We start from the raw sequence: 17,763 nt of genomic DNA, 5'->3' as shown, positions 1-17,763 counted from the left end.
TTATCCACACCAACTGAATACTAGTAGCTGAACAAAACTATTCTATAACCAATGATTTCATATTCATAAATTCTTTGATCCCTACGGCTCCTAATTCCCTGCCATAGCCTGATTTTTTTATGCCTCCAAAAGGGACTCTGGAATCAGAACGCACTAATGAATTTACAAATACATTTCCTGCTTCTATTCTCCTCGCCAAGGTGTATGCCTTTTCACGGTCTTCAGTCCACAGGGCAGAAGCCAAGCCATAACGATGATTATTGGCAATGGCAATAGCATCATTTTCATCTTTAGCCCGGATAATTGTTGCTAACGGACCAAAAGTTTCTTCCTGAAAAGCAATACTATCTACAGTTACAAAATCAATCAATGTGGGTTGAAAATTACAATTTTCCCGCTCCCCGCCCACAATTAACTTGGCACCCTGTTCCAATGCTTTATGCAATTGGCGGGACAATTGCTTCGCTAAGTCCAATCGAGCCAAAGGCCCCATATCAATCCCTTGCTGGAGCGGATTCCCTTGCTGCAACAACTGTATTTTTTGAGCAAAAAGAGCAGAGAATTCATCCGCCACTTTCTCAGTAACGATAAAACGTTTTGCACAAATACAAGCCTGACCTGCATTGAGCATTCTGGATTGTGTTGCAATACTGGCGGCTCTCTCTAGATTAGCATCATTCAAAACGATAAATGCATCTGAACCACCCAATTCCATCACTGATTTCTTGATGTGCTTTCCAGTCAAGGAAGCCACTGAGGAGCCAGCCTTTTCGCTTCCGGTCAAAGTCACTCCCTGCACAATATTTGAAGCAATAACACTTTCAACCTGGGGAATATCAATAGTAATTTGCAGAAAAACACCTTCAGGAAAACCCGATTCCAAAAAGGCATTTTCAATAGCTTTGGCACAACCTATAACATTAGGAGCATGTTTCAAAAGCGTCACATTCCCCGCCATAATTGCCGGAGCGGCATAGCGTAATACCTGCCAAAAAGGATAGTTCCAAGGCATAATGGCAAAAACAGCTCCCAAAGGATCGTAAACGGAAAGGCTCTTGAAAGACGTATCATAATATTCATCTTTCAACATTTGTTCCGCATGCTCCGCATAAAAATCGCAGTTTGCTGCTGATTTTTCGACTTCAGAAATACTTTCGGACACAATTTTACCCATTTCATTGGTAATAAGCAATCCTAATTTTTCTTTATTTGCTCTTAAAACGTGAGCTAATTTTTTCATTTTATCCACCCTTTCCTGAAAAGTGGTATTCCTCCACTTTTTAAAGGCCCGCTCAGACAGTTGCAGTTTTTGATTTAATTCCCCATTCGTAAGCACTTCATGTTCAGCGATAATTTCTTGCGAGAATGGATTTATCGATTTAAATATCATTTTTTATGTTTTAATTTTTTTGAAAATGTAGTTTTGAAACAGGAAATTTATCGTCTTACTGTATAAAAAGCGACACTATTTCTTCTTGAAAATTGTATATAACCAAAGACACTCCTTAAAACTTTAGTAAAAATCCAAAAAAAGCCGACAAAAGAATTTGGCTTATGCCTTTCATTAGAGGTTGAGAATAAAAAACCAAAAAGTGTTACAAGAGGAACTCCTCAGATATTTCTAGGAATTAATTTCCATAAAAATAACATCCAATAGCGCAAAGACTTTTTCCTTGTCCAAAGGTTTTGTAATGTAGTCATTAAAGCCGCACTGAACTATTTTTTCTCTCTCTTCTGCGGATGAATACGCTGTCTGGGCTATGACCGGAAGTCCCGGTTTAATTAACTTTATTTTTTCAAAAGCCTCATAACCACTCAAAATAGGCATTTTTATATCCATAAAAACCAAACTGATATCCGGATTTTCGGTACAAATAGTAACTGCTTCCTGACCATTAAAAGCACGCAAAACTGTATGGTTTTTTGACTCAATAATTTTCTTTAACAACAAGAAATTGATAGTATCATCTTCAGCAATTAAAATTATTTCATTCTCCTGGTTTCCTGAAAAAGATATCGTCTTACTTGACACAATGTCTTTTTCAGTCTGATCAAATTTTAATGGAAACGAAAATGTAAAAACAGATCCTACTCCAATTGTAGATGTCACTGTTATTTCCCCACCCAGCATCTCTACATACGCCTTCGAGATGGACAAACCAAGACCTAATCCCGTTAATTCAGTAGTGCCGTCCCCTTCAATTCTTCGGAAACGATCAAATATTACTTTCAGATGATTTGTACTCATACCGATCCCTGAATCTTCAATAGTAAACGCTAAAATTCCTTTTTCTTTGTGGACTGTGTATCCAAAAGCAACAAATCCATTATCGGTAAATTTTACCGCATTTGTAATTAAATTCACAATAATCTGTTTCAGTTTCGTTTCATCAGTAAGAATATTTTCTGTAATTTTAGCTGAATTTTCAAGAATATAAAATTGAATATTTTTATCTTTAGGAATCGTAACTTTGATGGAATCATACAACTCTGTCATACATTTTTCAATGTCTAATCCTTTATAATTAGGTGTAATTTGCTTGGCGTCAATTTTAGACATTTCAATAAGATCTTCAATTATTGAAACCAGGTTGTTCCCACTGTTTTTTATTATTTTTAAATATTCCAATTTCTCACTTTCTGTCAAATTTGCATCCGTTAGCAAATCACTAAATCCCATTATGGCATTCATAGGAGTTCTGATTTCATGCGATAAATTAGCCAAAAAAGAAGATTTTAAGGTATCGCTTTCCTCCGCCTTTTGTTTGGATATCTCTAATTGTCTCCTTTGATTGCTGTTCTCTTCAAAAAGATTCCCTATATACCCAAACTCTCCTTTGAATTTTCTTAAAGAAGCTATCGCTTTAATATTACCTGTTTCTAGAATACTTTTGACTAATTTTAGTGGGTTATAAACCCATCGTTTTGTATAATACACAAAAATAAAAATGTTCAATAAAGAAACCAGCACCACAATAAAAAGAATTTCTTTTGAATTTTTATAATTCAAATTGAACGGCCTTTTGAAAAGCAATGTAGCCACAACGTCATCTTTCCAGTCTTTCAGATCTAAACTTACAATTACAAAATCACTTTCTTCAAGAACCGTACGATGCGCCGGAACTAAATTAACTTTTGAACTGCTTATATTTCCTAAAGAATTCAAAAAAGGCTTATCTAAAAGTCTAGCTATAAAAAAGTAACCGGACGGCGCTGTTTTATTCTTTTTGGGATCTATTGAAGGATGAATCGTTGCACCAAAAACCTCGACAATTCCTTCTGGAATTTTAATATAGAATTTTTTTAGTTTCGATTTATAAAGCACTGTCATCATCTCTTTTGGGATAAAGTCAAGGCTTTTAATCTTAGGGGAAGCTGTTTTATTTATTATTTTTTGATCTAAACCATAAACACCAATGTAATCAGCAGAATAGGTTTCAAATTCGCTTAGAATATATTTATCATACCATTTTTTATCTTTTGTTATAGTATAACTAACCAAATTATCCCAATGGGTAACATCAATAATGGTGGCGGTAGTGGTTTTAGAATTGAGTCTAAACAAAGATCTCACTTCTTTATCGTATTGATTGTAAGTGGTTTTATAAAAATTCCGTTCTTCCTGAATAGTATAAAAATATAAGGTGATGTAAATTACAAAAAAGAAAATACTTGCCGAAAGTATCAACATCAGTAGTTTATAGTACGTATTTAATCTAATCAATCTTTTCATGGAATCACTCGAATAAAACTAAAACACAGCCTACTTTTGTAAGACATATCAGTTTTTTTCTATGCCGCAAGTTAACCATTTTTATCAGTAAAAAAAATAAGCCACTTCAAACTAAGTATTTTTTTTATAATAAAACCTTATTTATCAGCGGTATACTTTTAAAAAAGCATTCTAATCTTTCTTAAATCCCTTTTAAATGGCAACTTTTCATTTTTTTTCAGAATTAAAAAAAGATTGTTTTTTTTTCCTTGTCAAAACAGAAGTGATTCGGTTCTCTTTTAGCAACCAAGCCAAGGCCATTTGTGCCAAAGGAGAAAAAGCAACACAACCCACTCCTTTGTCTTCGAGAACATCTAATAATCCCGCTTCTGGTTGCCACGCAAACATGGAATATTTCACTTGATGAATAAAGCAGGGTGTCTCCAATTGTTTCAGTATTTCAGTAGTTTCCTTAGTTTGCGCTGCTGTATAATTAGAAATTTCCACATACAATGCTTTTCCGCTTCGTACGGCGTAATCCAGCGCCATCATGGTTTCCTCCAATAGCGTTTCCGGATCAAAACGATTCGAATAAAAAAGAAATTTGTGGCAGTAACAAACCACTTTTTCCACATCTGTCCTATTTCATCTAGTTGTTTTTTTAACCAAATTCTAATTTAATTTTTATAGTCCGATTGAAAGATACTAAAACGTCAAATGATCCCCCAAAACACCAACTAGTTTTTGATATTAAATGTAAAACTAAAAACCACCTAAAATAATCAGGTGGTTTTTTCATTTCTTAAAAAAATACTACAACGGAATATTCCCGTGTTTTCTATCTGGAGTAACACTAACTTTATTTTCTAGCATGCTAAAGGCTTTTATCAGTTTGCGTCTGGTGTCTTCCGGTAAGATTACCTCATCCACAAAACCACGTTGAGCAGCGGTATACGGATTTGCGAACAAATCCGCATATTCCGCCTCTTTTTCTAAAAGTTTAGCTGCAGGATCTTCGGCCTCATTGATTTCTTTCTTGAAAATAATTTCAGAGGCCCCTTTGGCTCCCATTACAGCTATCTCGGCACTGGGCCAAGCAAAATTCATGTCGGCACCAATGTGTTTCGAGTTCATCACATCATACGCACCACCGTAGGCTTTACGTGTAATTACCGTAACTCGTGGCACGGTCGCTTCGCTTAAAGCGTACAATAATTTCGCTCCGTGAACGATAATTCCATTCCATTCTTGGTCCGTTCCCGGCAAAAAACCCGGCACATCCACTACAACCAATAACGGAATATTAAAACAATCACAAAAACGAGTAAATCGAGCTGCTTTTTTCGAGCTGTTCACATCCAGACAACCCGCTAAAATCATCGGTTGGTTGGCTATAATCCCAATGCTTTTTCCTCCCAATCGAGCAAAACCCACCAAGATATTTTCGGCATAGTTTTTATGAATTTCATAAAACGAATCTTCGTCAATAATGCCGCTAATTACCTCGTGCATATCGTACGGTTTATTGGGATTATCCGGAATAATAGTCGCTAATTTGGGACGAACCTCATCATTGAGTTCATACCGTAAATTGTGTGCTTTTTCTTTGTTGCTTTGTGGTAAATAACTCAACAAGCGTTTCAAATCTTCCAGACATTCCACATCATTAGCAGAAGTAATGTGCGCCACACCGGATTTCGTAGAATGCGTGCTTGCCCCTCCCAATTCCTCTGAAGTCACCGTTTCATTGGTTACTGTTTTCACGACATTCGGGCCTGTTACAAACATATAACTGGTATCTTCAACCATCATCGTAAAATCAGTCATGGCTGGTGAATATACCGCTCCACCAGCGCAGGGACCCATAATTGCAGAGATTTGCGGAATTACGCCACTGGCTTGTACGTTTCTATAAAAAATATCAGCATAACCACCCAACGAACGAACACCTTCCTGAATACGTGCCCCACCAGAATCATTCAGGCCAATCATGGGTGCGCCCATTTTGACTGCCATATCCATAATTTTACAAATTTTTTCGGCATGAGTTTCAGATAATGATCCCCCAAAAACGGTAAAATCCTGCGCAAAAATATAGACCAATCGACCGTTTATAGTTCCGTATCCGGTAATGACACCATCTCCAAAAAACAGTTCTTTTTGCATTCCAAAATCAGACGTTCGATGGGTAACTAACATCCCGATTTCTTCAAAAGAGCCTTCATCCATCAAATAATTGACGCGCTCTCTTGCCGATAGTTTTTTATTGGAATGTTGTTTTTCGATACGTTTTTTACCGCCGCCCAAATGAGCTTCAGCAATTTTATCGTTTAATGTTTTTATTTTAGATTCCATACTTTATTTAATTGGATACTATTGTTTTTTAAAATTTCGTCACTTCGAGTGGTTTTGAACAGTAATGCGATAGCTTTAATGTTTAAAATTGTATCGAGAAGCCTTGTTAAATGTAAAGTTCTCGATACTTCCCAAAGGTTTTTTGTTTAAAACCTTTGCTCAACTCGAACTGACGTTTTAAGAGTTTAGTAAGCGTACGATTTTTTGATCTTCAAAATACTGTTTCAACGCCACCAAAGCAGCGATTTCGGCTTCTTGCTCCATTTGATTTTTCAATACATCCATATTGTAATAGTTCTTTACAAAATGCGTGTCAAATTTCCCGGAACGAAATGCCTCGTGTTCAAAAACAAATTTCCCAAAAGGCAACGTTGTTTGTACGCCTTCCACATGATAATCTTCAATGGCTTTGAGCATAATTTGAATGGCCTCTTCACGGGTTTCGCCGTACGTAATTAATTTGGCTAACATAGGATCGTAATAAATAGGAATGTCCATGCCTTGTTCAAAACCATTGTCCACACGAATACCCTGGCCAACTGGCAATTGATACACCTCCAAATTCCCCACACTCGGCAAGAAATCATTCATCGGATCTTCGGCATACACACGTAATTCCATTGCATGCCCTTTTATTTTCAAATCTTCTTGTTTTATTGCTAATGCTTCTCCCCTGGCCACTCTGATTTGAAGTTCAACCAAATCAGTTCCTGTAATCCATTCCGTAACAGGATGTTCTACCTGCAAACGAGTATTCATTTCAAGAAAGTAGAAATTATTATTTTCATCCAATAAAAATTCGACAGTTCCTGCTCCTAAATAATCACATGATTTAGCTACCAAAACAGCAGCTTCTCCCATTTTTTTACGCAATTCAGGTGTTAAAACCGAAGAAGGCGCTTCTTCTATTACTTTTTGGTGACGACGCTGGATACTGCACTCTCTTTCGAATAAATACAACACATTCCCGTGGCTGTCTGCCATAACTTGAATTTCGATATGCCTTGGCGAACCCACATATTTTTCGATAAAAACAGAACCATCACCAAAAGCGGAAATCGCTTCACTGATGGCGCGATCCATTTGAGATTCGAAATCAGCTTCACTCTCTACCACACGCATTCCTTTTCCGCCACCACCTGCAGAGGCTTTAATCAGAATTGGAAAACCAATTTTTTTGGCAACCACTTTCGCTTTTTCGACATCCGTAATGGCTTCGTCAAAGCCCGGAACCATTGGAATGTTGTATTGCTTAACAGCCTCTTTCGCCGCTAATTTACTTCCCATGATTTTGATCGCTTTCGACTTTGGACCAATAAAAATGATGTTATTTTTCTCTGCTTCTTCGGCAAAATCAGCATTTTCACTCAGGAATCCGTACCCGGGATGAATTGCATCTACGTTTAATGATTTCGCAACCTCTATGATTTTACTTCCCAATAAATAGGATTGATTAGAAGGAGCTTCGCCAATCCAAACGGCTTCATCAGCAAATTTTACGTGCGGTGCATTTCTGTCGGCAGTAGAATATACTGCTACAGTTTTAATGCCCATTTTTTGTGCGGTTTTCATCACTCTTATGGCGATTTCACCTCTATTGGCAACTAATAATTTTTTCATTTTATATTTTTTAACCGCAGATTCGCTAATTTTAATTCTCTCACAATCAATTTCGTTGTATAATTTAAAATTTTCTTTTAAATTAGTGGTGTTTTATTCGAATTCAATTAACAACTGTCCTTTATCTACGGCATCGCCCATCATTACTGATATGGTTTTGATAACGCCATCACGCGGAGAAAGAAAGCTATTTTCCATTTTCATGGCCCCTAAAATAATAAGGTTATCATTCTCTTTGACGGTTTGTCCTACTACCACACTGATTTCGAGAATTAAACCTGGCATGGGTGCTTTGATAAAATTGACTTGTTTGGTAAGCCCTACTTCGAATCCCATTTCCTTAATCAAAACATCCAAAGGATTTGAAATGGCAACGGTGTAGGTGTTATTGTTTACCTTTACGGTGTAGCTTTTTTGAAGAAAATCAGAAGTGATGATTTCCGCTTGATAAGGAGTGTTTGAGTGCAAAACATGAAACTTATTCGTTTCCACACTTACTGCATCCAGTTGTGAAATACTTTTCTTTTCTAAATCAAAATGAAAAGTGTCATTTACATTAACTTTATAACCAATACTCATTTGCTTTTATTTTATGGTCGTAAAAATAGGCAAAAGAAAACGTTTTCGTAAACCAATGAAGAAAGTTTTATGCTAATTTAGTATAGGTGTCAAAAATAAAATTATAATACTAATAACCCATATTCCCGCAGCGTTTTAATTGGTTTGGAGTACCAAAACAATTCAAAGTCCTCCAGATATGATTCGAAATCTATTTTTATTTCTTGAAAGCTGTGAGTTTTAGAATTCGAAACAGCGATTTTCTGTAGCATTTCTACCAGCCATTCTCCCTCCCTTTTATTCGTTTGAATACTGAAACTTTCTTTTTTATCATGAAATATCAAAGTCATTAGTTCCCAAGAATTTCCTTTTTTAGATTTGGTAAAATGTTCCACAAATGGTTTGCCGCCTAACCAAACGATTTTAGCAGTGGGTTTGACGCTAAAATCATTGTCTTCTTGTAGAGCATCAAAAATAAAATCAGGTGAAATTTTAGTTTTTGGAATTTTAAATTCAAACCAATCCTGCAATTCGTAATCAAAACAGATTCCGTGCATGAAATTGAACAACGATTTCTTAAGTCCAAAACTGAATTTATCATGGTCGATTCCTGTTGCATCGGTATAATTAATATCGTTATTGGCAAAAGTTCCAATGATTTCGGTTTCTTTTGTCACACCAAATTTCTCTGGATACAAGCCTACTGGACTGTGCGCCGTCATAGCAAATTGATGCCAAAATCCCGATTGTAATACCCCAACTTCAAATAACTGACGCACCATTTCGAGACTATCTATCGTTTCCTGAATGGTTTGCGTAGGATAGCCGTACATCAAATAGGAATGAACCATGACTCCTGCTTCGGTAAAATTTCTGGTGACTTTAGCCACTTGCTCCACCGTAACGCCTTTGTCAATCAATTTTAATAATCGATCAGAAGCTACTTCGAGACCACCAGAAACCGCAATGCAACCGGAAGCTTTAAGTAGCAAACACAAGTCTTTGGTAAAACTTTTTTCGAATCGAATGTTCGTCCACCACGTCACGGCTATTTTCCTACGAAGAATTTCGAGAGCTAGAGCCCGCATCAAAGCCGGTGGCGCCGCTTCATCTACAAAATGAAATCCGTTCTCACCTGTTTGGGCAATCATTTCCTCCATTCGGTCGCACAATAAATTGGCCGCCACGGGTTCGTAAATTTTGATGTAATCCAAAGAAATATCGCAAAACGTACATTTCCCCCAGTAACAACCATGTGCCATGGTAAGTTTATTCCATCTCCCATCACTCCACATGCGGTGCATGGGATTCACAATTTCGATAACCGAAATGTATTTATCCAAAAATAAATCCGAATAATCCGGAGTTCCTACTTGTGATTGTTTGTAATCGTGTTTCAGGGAATTATTTTTATAAACTACTTTTCCGTCTTCCAACAGAAAGGTTCGTTTATAAGAATTGTAATCTGTCCCGAAATTTCGGGATTCAATATTAGAGATTAATTCTTCTATTGGCATTTCCCCATCGTCCAAAGTAATAAAATCGAAAAACTCAAACACACGAGCGTCAGAAAGTGAACGCAATTCTGTATTTGGAAAACCACCACCCATCGAAATCTTGATATTGGGATAATGCTTTTTAACCCATTGTGCCGAACGAAAAGCCGCGTACAAATTTCCTGGAAACGGAACTGAAATCAAGAATAATGTAGGTTTTATAGTTTCTATTTTTTCTTTTAAAATAGAAAGAAGAACGGTATCAATATAAGTTGGTTCCTGTTGCAAGGCTTCATACAATTCGTCAAAAGAATTCGCACTTCGTCCCAAACGTTCTGCATAACGGCTGAAACCAAAATTAGCATCAACACATTCCACAATAAAATCTGAAATATCTTCGAGATACAAAGTCGCTAAATGCTTGGCTTTGTCCTGTGTTCCCATCGTTCCGAAAGCCCAATCAAGTTCTTCCAATTGTGCAAAACGGGACGCTTCCGGCAAGAAATCTTCCTGACAAATTTGAAGCGCCAATGTTGGATTTTTTCCTTGCAGAAAAGCAATCACGGGATCAATCGTCTTTACATATTCATCTTGCAAAGCTTGAATTCTTTGGGAGTTGGGTGTTAGCTTTTGGGTCCTAGCTGTGGCAATAGCAAACACATTTTGCAAACCTTCTTTAGAAAACAATTCCAAAATCACCTCAATACCCAAATCCGCCTGAACAGACTCAATGTTTTTGGTATTCAGAAACCCTTTAATATAAGCGGTCGCCGGATACGGTGTGTTGAGTTGGGTAAACGGAGGCGTGATGATGAATAATTTGGTTTTCAAAAGAAATAAGTTTTGTGCAAAAATAAGGGATAATTCTGTTCTTATCACCAAAGTAAAAGTCCATATTATTATTTATTCTTTGGATTCAAATATAAAACAAAGCTATTTTTAGTTTCAACGTAATATATAGGTATTTAATTATATTTATCTTGCTGTAAATCTTACTTCTGAAGCGAATTTTTCCTTTTTCATTTACAATGCAAAGTCAATGTTTTGATTGTGCCAAAAACCTACGTGGTTGCAATGATGATGATGATGATGCTGCCGATTTAAAGAAAGCAAGCGATGGTATATACATAGCAAAGAATTAAACAATTAACTCAAAAATAGTTCATGTGACGGAAGTCTTAATGGTCATCAACTTCCATCAGGTGATTATTGGTATACAGCAACCAGAACTGATGAAAATGAATACAAAGGTCATTTTAGTTTGAAGCGATAGCAAATTATCAAAACTTATGCTCTTTTTTGCTGACCATCAACAATGAAAATAAAGAGACACAGGCTGCCGTACTTAAGTAAAACCCAACGTAGGTCAGGCTATACTGTGTAGCTAACCAAATCGCAATCATAGGGGCAAAAGCGGCTCCGATAATTCCTGCCATGTTAAATGCCAAAGAGGTCCCTGAATAACGCACCGTTGTAGGAAACAGTTCCGATAAAAAAGTCCCCAATGGGCCATATGTGAATCCCATCAGCGCCATTCCAACACATAAAAACAAAGTCACAAGAACCGAACTGGCAGAATTTAAGAAAAATGAAAATGCAAAACCAAAAACAGCTATTGCTATCGTTGCATAAATAAGCATTTTTCTACGCCCAATACAATCCGCAATTAAAGCAGATACAGGAATAAAAAGCGCAAAAAACAATACCGAAAACAATTGCATCAATAGAAAATCCCTTTTGGAATAACCTAAATCTGACGTTGCCCAGCTAAGCGTGAACACCGTCATGAGATAAAAAACCAAGAAAGTTGTAATCGACGCAAATGTGCCAAAAATCAATTGGTTTTTATAAAATTTTAATAAAGTAAAAAAGGGAATTTTAACCTCTTGTTGTTCTTTTTTAGAGTTTTTGAAAGCAGGAGTTTCATCAATTTTTAATCGGATATAGAAACCTACAACAACCAATAACGAACTCCCTATAAACGGAATTCTCCACCCGTAGTCCAGAAAAGCTTCGGCACTCATTGTGTCTGTCAAAATCAAGAAAGTACCACCTGAAAGCAACAAGCCTATTGGAGCTCCCAATTGCGGGAACATACCATACCAAGCACGCTTATTAGGCGGAGCATTTTCGATTGCCAATAAAACCGCTCCACCCCATTCGCCACCTAAACCAACTCCTTGACCAAAGCGACACAACATAAGTAATAAAGGAGCTGTAATTCCAATACTGGCATAACTTGGTAAAAAACCAATACAAACAGTTGAAATCCCCATTGTTAATAATGCAATTACTAAGGTGGTTTTACGTCCAATTTTATCACCATAATGGCCAAAGACTGCGGAACCTAAAGGTCGGGAAAGAAAAGCAATCGAAAAAGTTGCAAGAGATAATAAAACAGAATTAGTATTATCTGTTGAAGGAAAAAACAATTGAGGAAAAACTAAAACTGCTGCATTAGCATAAATATAAAAATCAAAAAACTCTATAGTTGTACCAATTAAACTGCCAAAAAGAACATGTTTTAAAGAATTTTTATTCGTAAGCTTTAAATTATCTTTCATAAAATTGTTAATTTTTTTTGATAAAATTGATACTATTTTTCGAAAGTAACAAATATTATAGTTCCAATATTTTTCGGTAATTTAGCCTCAAATAAAATTCCATATGCCAACCGACTGTATCAGCTATCAAAATTCAGGATATTTCTCTTCTTTGATGAACGATTATTTAGATCAAAAAAATAATTTACATTCTCTATACAATAGATTTCCAACGCTGGAAAACTTTGAAAAGCAAATCCTTGAAAAGCAAAATAACTTCCCCTCCCCAGCCCTCCCCGAAGGAGAGGGAGTCGAAATGGATAAAAAAATTGTCAATGACAATAAAAGAAATATTTTAGTTTCAGTCTTAAAAAAACAATATTCGGCTATTTCAACTTCTGTTTTAACAAAACAAAATATTGAAACTTTAGCCCTTCCAAATACATTTACTGTAACCACTGGCCATCAGCTAAATTTATTCAGTGGACCTTTATATTTTTTATACAAGATTATTTCGACAATTAATTTGACAACCGAATTAAAAGCGAAATATCCCACCTATAATTTTGTCCCCATTTACTGGATGGCTACCGAAGACCATGATTTTGAAGAAATCAATTATTTTAATTTTAAAGGCAAAAAATTCCGTTGGAACAAAGAAAGTACAGGTCCTGTTGGACGATTGTCTACTAAAGGTTTATCCGATTTTCTAGAAGTATATGCGCTGGAATTAGGTTCCGGTACGAATGCAGATACTCTAAAAAAATTATTCAAAGATTCTTATCTGAATCACGATAATTTAGCCGATGCCACACGATTTTTGGCAAATGCATTATTTGGTGCAAATGGTTTAGTCATTTTAGATGCGGATAATTCAGACTTAAAAAGAGCTTTTATTCCTTTTGCAAAAGAAGAATTACTACACCAATCCTCGCATAAATTAGTACTAGAAACTGCCGAAAAATTAAAAGAGTATACGATTCAAGTGAATCCTCGTGAAATCAATTTGTTTTATATTGAAGATAGTATCAGAGAACGCATCATCTTTGAAAATGATCGATACAAAGTAAACCATACTAAAATTGAGTTTTCTGAAACAGAAATTCTATCCCTTTTAGAAAATCATCCAGAGAAATTCAGTCCTAACGTGATTATGCGTCCGTTATATCAAGAAGTGATTCTCCCCAACTTATGCTACATTGGCGGAGGAGGAGAGATTGCCTATTGGCTAGAACTACAATCGTTTTTTGCCGCTGCAAAAGTAACTTTTCCAATACTTTTGCTTAGAAATTCCGTACTATTAGCAACCGAAAAGCAAGCTAAAAAAGCAGACAAATTAGAATTGAATTGGGGAAATTTATTTTCGAAACAGGCAAATTTAGTACCTACTAAAACCAAAGAATTATCAGATTTCCCAGTTGATTTAACGCATCTCAAAATCCAATTGGAAAAACAATTTCAGGAGCTTTATGATGTTGCGACCAAAACCGATAAATCTTTTATTGGAGCGGTAAAAGCCCAGGAAACAAAACAAAACAAAGGATTAGAAAATCTGGAAAAACGATTGCTAAAAGCACAAAAAAGAAAACTAAGTGACGTTTTACAACGCATCACCTACTTGCAAAATGAGCTGTTTCCCAACCAAAGTTTACAGGAACGACAAACTAATTTTTCCGAATTTTATTTGGAATACGGAGACAATCTGATTCCTACATTAGTCAAACAACTCCAACCGCTGGATAATAAATTTGAAATTATTGTACTTTAATCAGATTACGATTATTTGAATGTCTTAATTGTAAAAATATTCAATAAAAAAATGCTAATTTTGCATAAAATTAAAAAAAATAAAAATGGCTACTAATAGAACTTTTACAATGATCAAGCCTGATGCTGTTGCTAACGGACACATCGGAAACATACTTGCAATGATTACTACGGCAGGTTTCAAAATCGTTTCTTTAAAATTGACACAATTAACTGTTGCTGATGCAAAAGCTTTTTACGAAGTACATGCTGCAAGACCTTTTTATGGTGAATTAGTTGAGTTTATGTCAAGAGGACCAATTGTTGCTGCTATTTTAGAAAAAGACAACGCTGTTGAAGATTTCAGAACTCTAATTGGAGCTACAAACCCAGCTGACGCTGCTGAAGGAACTATCCGTAAAGCATACGCAACCTCTATTGGAGAAAATGCAGTTCACGGTTCTGATAGCGATGAAAATGCAGCTATCGAAGGTGCGTTCCATTTTGCCGGAAGAGAGCAGTTCTAGTATCGGTTTTCAGTCGCAATTGACAGTTACGAATTATAATAAAATAGAAATCCCGTTTCAAAATTGAAACGGGATTTTTTTATATCAAAAATCTGAAATCTAAATTCGTTAATCAACAATCTAAAATCATTACCTTAAAACCACATCCTTCACCACATCTCGTCTTAGTTCCTCATTAATCATAGCCACAATTTTTGATTTACCATGACTTAATTCCTCTCGTAAAACGGACGAGGTCAACTCTACATACAACGTACTTCCTTTCAAAACTACATTATTGGTATAACTGTTCACACCGTTACCCATCAAGTTTTTCCAAGCGTATTTTACGTCCATTTGATCCATTCCGGGCTGCAGCTTATTTACTTGGATAATTTGTTTCAAAACATCCCCTATCGTACTTTGATTATTTAGTCTCTTTGCCATCGCCCAGTAAATTTATTGGTGTTGCTTTCTTGTAATGATATGCTGTTTTTTCTTTGTTCAGTAATACTAATTCTTCCGCTGACACTGCAATTATTTCCTCACTCCATTTCATATAAGGTGTTGAATAATCCACAAACGCCTTGTCATCTGCAAATCGAATTGAAACCTTTTCATACGCATCATTCACCATAAAAGTACCGTCCAGTTGTGGCATGACTTTCTTTCGAAACCCTTTATTCTTTTTGTCAACTTCAAAATAATCATACACTTCATTCATCTTATACTCCTTGTTTTCCCCCTTATCAAAAACAACCTTTTTAATTTCCCAATAGCCGTTTATGTTGGCAATATCAGCAGGTATAATTTCTTGCTGGCATCCCACAAAAAGGAATGCAATAAAAAGAAAGCTAAATGTATTTTTCATATAATTAATATTTTTAGGAGCTATTTCCTGCTTTTCACTTCAATCTTTTTATCCGCCGAAAAAACGGCTAAAAAAGGATTTCCGCTTCAATCAGGGCTAGGTATTTTGAAGTAACCATACTTAAATTGCATACAACAAAGTTACTCTTATTAAATTCACAGAAAACAAAAAAAGTAGAACACATTAAACTATTTTATATATTACTAACCATAAGGTAATTAGAACTAAATCAGAGCAAAATGTAAAAAATAATCTACCGTATCGTCCTCACAATATTTTGCATAAGCTACAGTTCTGAAACTTCAGAACCAACGCCTACTCCAACAGATACACTCTATTTCCTTCCACTAACCGGCGCCACTTGGGTAACAAAATCTAGTATCATTCTTGTCAACGGCCGAATTGTTATGGAAAATCATTTCAATGGTCATCACGCCAATTGGAATTCAACGGTAGTTTAATACCAACAGCTCCTGCCGACATGTTTATGGCCTTAGGCAAAACGATCAAAAAATTTATGTCATTCCGAGCAAGAAAATGGTCGTTATCAGAATGGGAGAGGTGGTAAACCTTGACAATCCAACTTTAGCTTTATCTGATTTTGATGAAATATTACAGCAGAAAACTAGTGTTTTATATCAGTAAATCTATTTGGTTTTCAAACGTTTAAGAAACCCTAAAACAAAGAAAACCAATCCCATAAGTATCAAAAAATAATACAGACTGATACTTATATCTCGAATAAGATTAGCCGTTATAAAAGAAACTATACTCCCAAAATAAAGGTATAGTGGTGGTACATTTTTTAAAGAAGAAAAATCCATAATTGTCTTTTATTTAAAGAATGAATCTACAAATTCATATTTATTAAAAACCTGAAGATCCTCAATTCCTTCTCCAACACCAATATATTTTACAGGAATTTTAAACTGATCTGAAATTCCTATCACCACACCGCCTTTAGCAGTGCCGTCAAGTTTTGTAACCGCTAAACAAGTAACCTCAGTAGCGGCAGTGAATTGTTTGGCTTGTTCAAAAGCATTCTGACCCGTTGAACCATCCAAAACTAACAGTACATCATGTGGCGCATCTCCAACAATTTTTTGCATCACTCGTTTTACTTTGGTCAATTCGTTCATTAAATTAATTTTATTATGCAAACGACCTGCGGTATCAATGATAACGATATCCGCATTTTGCGCCACCGCGGATTGCAAGGTATCAAAAGCCACCGAAGCCGGATCACTTCCCATATCCTGACGAACAATAGGAACTCCTACTCGATCCGCCCAAATTTGCAACTGGTCAATGGCAGCGGCCCGAAAAGTATCAGCTGCGCCCAGCACAACGTTGTATCCTTGTTTTTTAAACTGAAAGGCTAATTTACCAATAGTAGTAGTTTTACCAACTCCATTTACACCCACTACCATCAAAACATACGGCTTAGTCTGAGTTGGAATTACAAACTCAGTGGCTTCACCGGAGTTAGTCTCTGATAATAAAGCCGCAATTTCTTCTCTAAGGATCAGATTGAGTTCTTCAATTCCCAGATATTTATCTGCTGCTACCCGACTTTCTATTCTTTCAATGATTTTCAAAGTCGTATTGACACCAACATCGGAAGCAACCAGAATTTCTTCTAAATTATCCAGGACTTCCTCATCCACTTTTGACTTTCCGGCAACCGCTTTGGTTAACTTAGAAAAGAAATTTGTTTTTGATTTTTCAAGACCTTTATCTAATGTTTGCTTCGCCTGTTCGGTTAGGCTCGGGTCTTTTTTGTCTGCTGAAAATATTCTTTTGAAAAAACTCATTGTGTAAATAGTATTAAGAATGAAGTATTTAAGTCCAAAGAACAAATACAATTTCTAATGGTAAATATAGAAAATAAAAAAGCTACTTCCGAATGAAAGTAGCTTTTCTATATACTGCTGTTGTAAATTATTTCTTTTTCAAGAATTCATCAACTGATTCTGGAGTCATAATAGATTCTACGAATGTATATGCACCTGTTTTTGGAGATTTCACCATTTTGATGGCTTTTGATAATCTCTTAGAAGATGTCTGTAACGATGCTACGGTTTTCTTTGCCATGATTCAAATGTTATTTAAATTTAAATAAAATCTCTAAATGTGACCATTTCTAGATTTCTATTAAAATCTCTAATTATTATTTAATTTCTTTGTGAACAGTTACTCTTTTCAAGATTGGATTAAATTTTTTAATCTCTAATCTGTCTGGAGTATTTTTTTTGTTCTTTGTTGTTATGTATCTTGAAGTCCCTGCAACACCTGATGTTTTGTGTTCAGTACATTCTAAAATTACCTGGATTCTATTACCTTTCTTTGCCATCTT

Annotated in this window: 14 protein-coding genes and 2 pseudogenes; 3 read left to right on the top strand and 13 right to left on the bottom strand. The window is 35.7% G+C overall.

Annotation, left to right across the window (positions count from 1 at the left end; genetic code table 11):
- Positions 1–37: 37 nt before the first annotated feature.
- The 7 genes and pseudogenes from EKM05_RS07230 to EKM05_RS07200 all read right to left on the bottom strand — a co-directional run bounded on the left by EKM05_RS07230 (position 38) and on the right by EKM05_RS07200 (position 10,572).
- Positions 38–1,390, bottom strand: coding sequence for an NAD-dependent succinate-semialdehyde dehydrogenase (locus EKM05_RS07230; RefSeq protein ID WP_126554386.1), 1,353 nt, complete (start codon positions 1,388–1,390; stop codon positions 38–40).
- A gap of 231 nt (positions 1,391–1,621) precedes the next feature.
- On the bottom strand, positions 1,622–3,733 hold the full coding sequence (locus EKM05_RS07225) for an ATP-binding protein (protein ID WP_126554384.1): 2,112 nt from the start codon (positions 3,731–3,733) through the stop codon (positions 1,622–1,624).
- Between the two features lie 252 nt (positions 3,734–3,985).
- A pseudogene (locus tag EKM05_RS07220) lies at positions 3,986–4,312 on the bottom strand (aldo/keto reductase); the annotation flags it as partial.
- 213 nt (positions 4,313–4,525) lie between these two features.
- Positions 4,526–6,067, bottom strand: coding sequence for an acyl-CoA carboxylase subunit beta (locus EKM05_RS07215; RefSeq protein ID WP_126554380.1), 1,542 nt, complete (start codon positions 6,065–6,067; stop codon positions 4,526–4,528).
- Between the two features lie 177 nt (positions 6,068–6,244).
- Entirely contained in the window at positions 6,245–7,687 is a 1,443-nt protein-coding gene (gene accC / locus EKM05_RS07210; protein ID WP_126460343.1) for an acetyl-CoA carboxylase biotin carboxylase subunit, read from the bottom strand.
- Between the two features lie 93 nt (positions 7,688–7,780).
- On the bottom strand, positions 7,781–8,266 hold the full coding sequence (locus EKM05_RS07205; protein WP_126460338.1) for an acetyl-CoA carboxylase biotin carboxyl carrier protein subunit: 486 nt from the start codon (positions 8,264–8,266) through the stop codon (positions 7,781–7,783).
- Positions 8,267–8,367: 101 nt separating this feature from the next.
- Positions 8,368–10,572, bottom strand: a complete 2,205-nt coding sequence (locus EKM05_RS07200; RefSeq protein WP_126554378.1) for a radical SAM protein — start codon at positions 10,570–10,572, stop codon at positions 8,368–8,370.
- A gap of 337 nt (positions 10,573–10,909) precedes the next feature.
- Between EKM05_RS07200 and EKM05_RS14760 the strand changes: the two are divergent.
- Positions 10,910–11,014 (top strand): annotated as a pseudogene (locus EKM05_RS14760) (T9SS type B sorting domain-containing protein); the annotation flags it as partial.
- A 7-nt stretch (positions 11,015–11,021) separates the two neighbouring features.
- On the opposite strand, the gene EKM05_RS07190 reads toward EKM05_RS14760, so the two are convergent.
- Positions 11,022–12,305 carry an MFS transporter gene (locus EKM05_RS07190; RefSeq protein WP_126460332.1) on the bottom strand — a complete coding sequence of 428 codons (1,284 nt, stop codon included), beginning with the start codon at positions 12,303–12,305 and terminating at the stop codon, positions 11,022–11,024.
- A 103-nt stretch (positions 12,306–12,408) separates the two neighbouring features.
- Here EKM05_RS07190 and bshC point away from each other — a divergent pair, with 103 nt between their 5' ends.
- Together bshC and EKM05_RS07180 are read left to right on the top strand one after the other, a co-directional pair.
- Positions 12,409–14,052: a bacillithiol biosynthesis cysteine-adding enzyme BshC gene (bshC, locus tag EKM05_RS07185; protein WP_126554376.1), complete on the top strand. Its 1,644-nt coding sequence runs from the start codon at positions 12,409–12,411 to the stop codon at positions 14,050–14,052.
- An 85-nt stretch (positions 14,053–14,137) separates the two neighbouring features.
- Complete coding sequence (locus tag EKM05_RS07180) at positions 14,138–14,557, top strand: nucleoside-diphosphate kinase (RefSeq protein ID WP_126554374.1); 420 nt, start codon at positions 14,138–14,140, stop codon at positions 14,555–14,557.
- Positions 14,558–14,686: 129 nt separating this feature from the next.
- Here the strand turns inward: EKM05_RS07180 and EKM05_RS07175 are convergent, their stop codons facing one another.
- The 5 genes from EKM05_RS07175 to rpmG form a co-directional block, all read right to left on the bottom strand.
- A complete protein-coding gene (locus tag EKM05_RS07175; RefSeq protein ID WP_126460325.1) occupies positions 14,687–14,983 on the bottom strand; it encodes a DUF721 domain-containing protein in 297 nt (98 codons plus the stop codon).
- Entirely contained in the window at positions 14,964–15,407 is a 444-nt protein-coding gene (locus tag EKM05_RS07170; protein WP_126455073.1) for a hypothetical protein, read from the bottom strand. Before EKM05_RS07170 ends, EKM05_RS07175 begins: the two co-directional genes overlap by 20 nt.
- 833 nt (positions 15,408–16,240) lie before the next feature.
- Positions 16,241–17,221 carry a signal recognition particle-docking protein FtsY gene (gene ftsY / locus EKM05_RS07160; protein WP_126460322.1) on the bottom strand — a complete coding sequence of 327 codons (981 nt, stop codon included), beginning with the start codon at positions 17,219–17,221 and terminating at the stop codon, positions 16,241–16,243.
- Positions 17,222–17,348: 127 nt separating this feature from the next.
- The gene (locus EKM05_RS07155; RefSeq protein WP_091205215.1) at positions 17,349–17,501 is read right to left on the bottom strand and encodes a DUF4295 domain-containing protein; all 153 of its coding nucleotides are present in this window, start codon (positions 17,499–17,501) and stop codon (positions 17,349–17,351) included.
- 76 nt (positions 17,502–17,577) lie between these two features.
- Positions 17,578–17,760, bottom strand: coding sequence for a 50S ribosomal protein L33 (rpmG, locus tag EKM05_RS07150; RefSeq protein ID WP_017495179.1), 183 nt, complete (start codon positions 17,758–17,760; stop codon positions 17,578–17,580).
- Between the last annotated feature and the right edge of the window lie 3 nt (positions 17,761–17,763).

The sequence above is a fragment of the Flavobacterium sp. GSP27 genome (assembly GCF_003970395.1).
Lineage (GTDB): Bacteria > Bacteroidota > Bacteroidia > Flavobacteriales > Flavobacteriaceae > Flavobacterium.
The sequence above is the reverse complement of the archived record's forward strand: the minus strand, read 5'-3'. Positions and strand labels throughout refer to the sequence as shown.

Bases quoted from the DNA above. Each gene is read 5' to 3' on its own strand.
- EKM05_RS07230 (WP_126554386.1), bottom strand. From the start codon at position 1,390: ATGATATTTAAATCGATAAATCCATTCTCGCAAGAAATTATCGCTGAA.
- EKM05_RS07225 (WP_126554384.1), bottom strand. From the start codon at position 3,733: ATGAAAAGATTGATTAGATTAAATACGTACTATAAACTACTGATGTTG.
- EKM05_RS07215 (WP_126554380.1), bottom strand. From the start codon at position 6,067: ATGGAATCTAAAATAAAAACATTAAACGATAAAATTGCTGAAGCTCAT.
- accC (WP_126460343.1), bottom strand. From the start codon at position 7,687: ATGAAAAAATTATTAGTTGCCAATAGAGGTGAAATCGCCATAAGAGTG.
- EKM05_RS07205 (WP_126460338.1), bottom strand. From the start codon at position 8,266: ATGAGTATTGGTTATAAAGTTAATGTAAATGACACTTTTCATTTTGAT.
- EKM05_RS07190 (WP_126460332.1), bottom strand. From the start codon at position 12,305: ATGAAAGATAATTTAAAGCTTACGAATAAAAATTCTTTAAAACATGTT.
- bshC (WP_126554376.1), top strand. From the start codon at position 12,409: ATGCCAACCGACTGTATCAGCTATCAAAATTCAGGATATTTCTCTTCT.
- EKM05_RS07180 (WP_126554374.1), top strand. From the start codon at position 14,138: ATGGCTACTAATAGAACTTTTACAATGATCAAGCCTGATGCTGTTGCT.
- EKM05_RS07175 (WP_126460325.1), bottom strand. From the start codon at position 14,983: ATGGCAAAGAGACTAAATAATCAAAGTACGATAGGGGATGTTTTGAAA.
- EKM05_RS07170 (WP_126455073.1), bottom strand. From the start codon at position 15,407: ATGAAAAATACATTTAGCTTTCTTTTTATTGCATTCCTTTTTGTGGGA.
- ftsY (WP_126460322.1), bottom strand. From the start codon at position 17,221: ATGAGTTTTTTCAAAAGAATATTTTCAGCAGACAAAAAAGACCCGAGC.
- EKM05_RS07155 (WP_091205215.1), bottom strand. From the start codon at position 17,501: ATGGCAAAGAAAACCGTAGCATCGTTACAGACATCTTCTAAGAGATTA.
- rpmG (WP_017495179.1), bottom strand. From the start codon at position 17,760: ATGGCAAAGAAAGGTAATAGAATCCAGGTAATTTTAGAATGTACTGAA.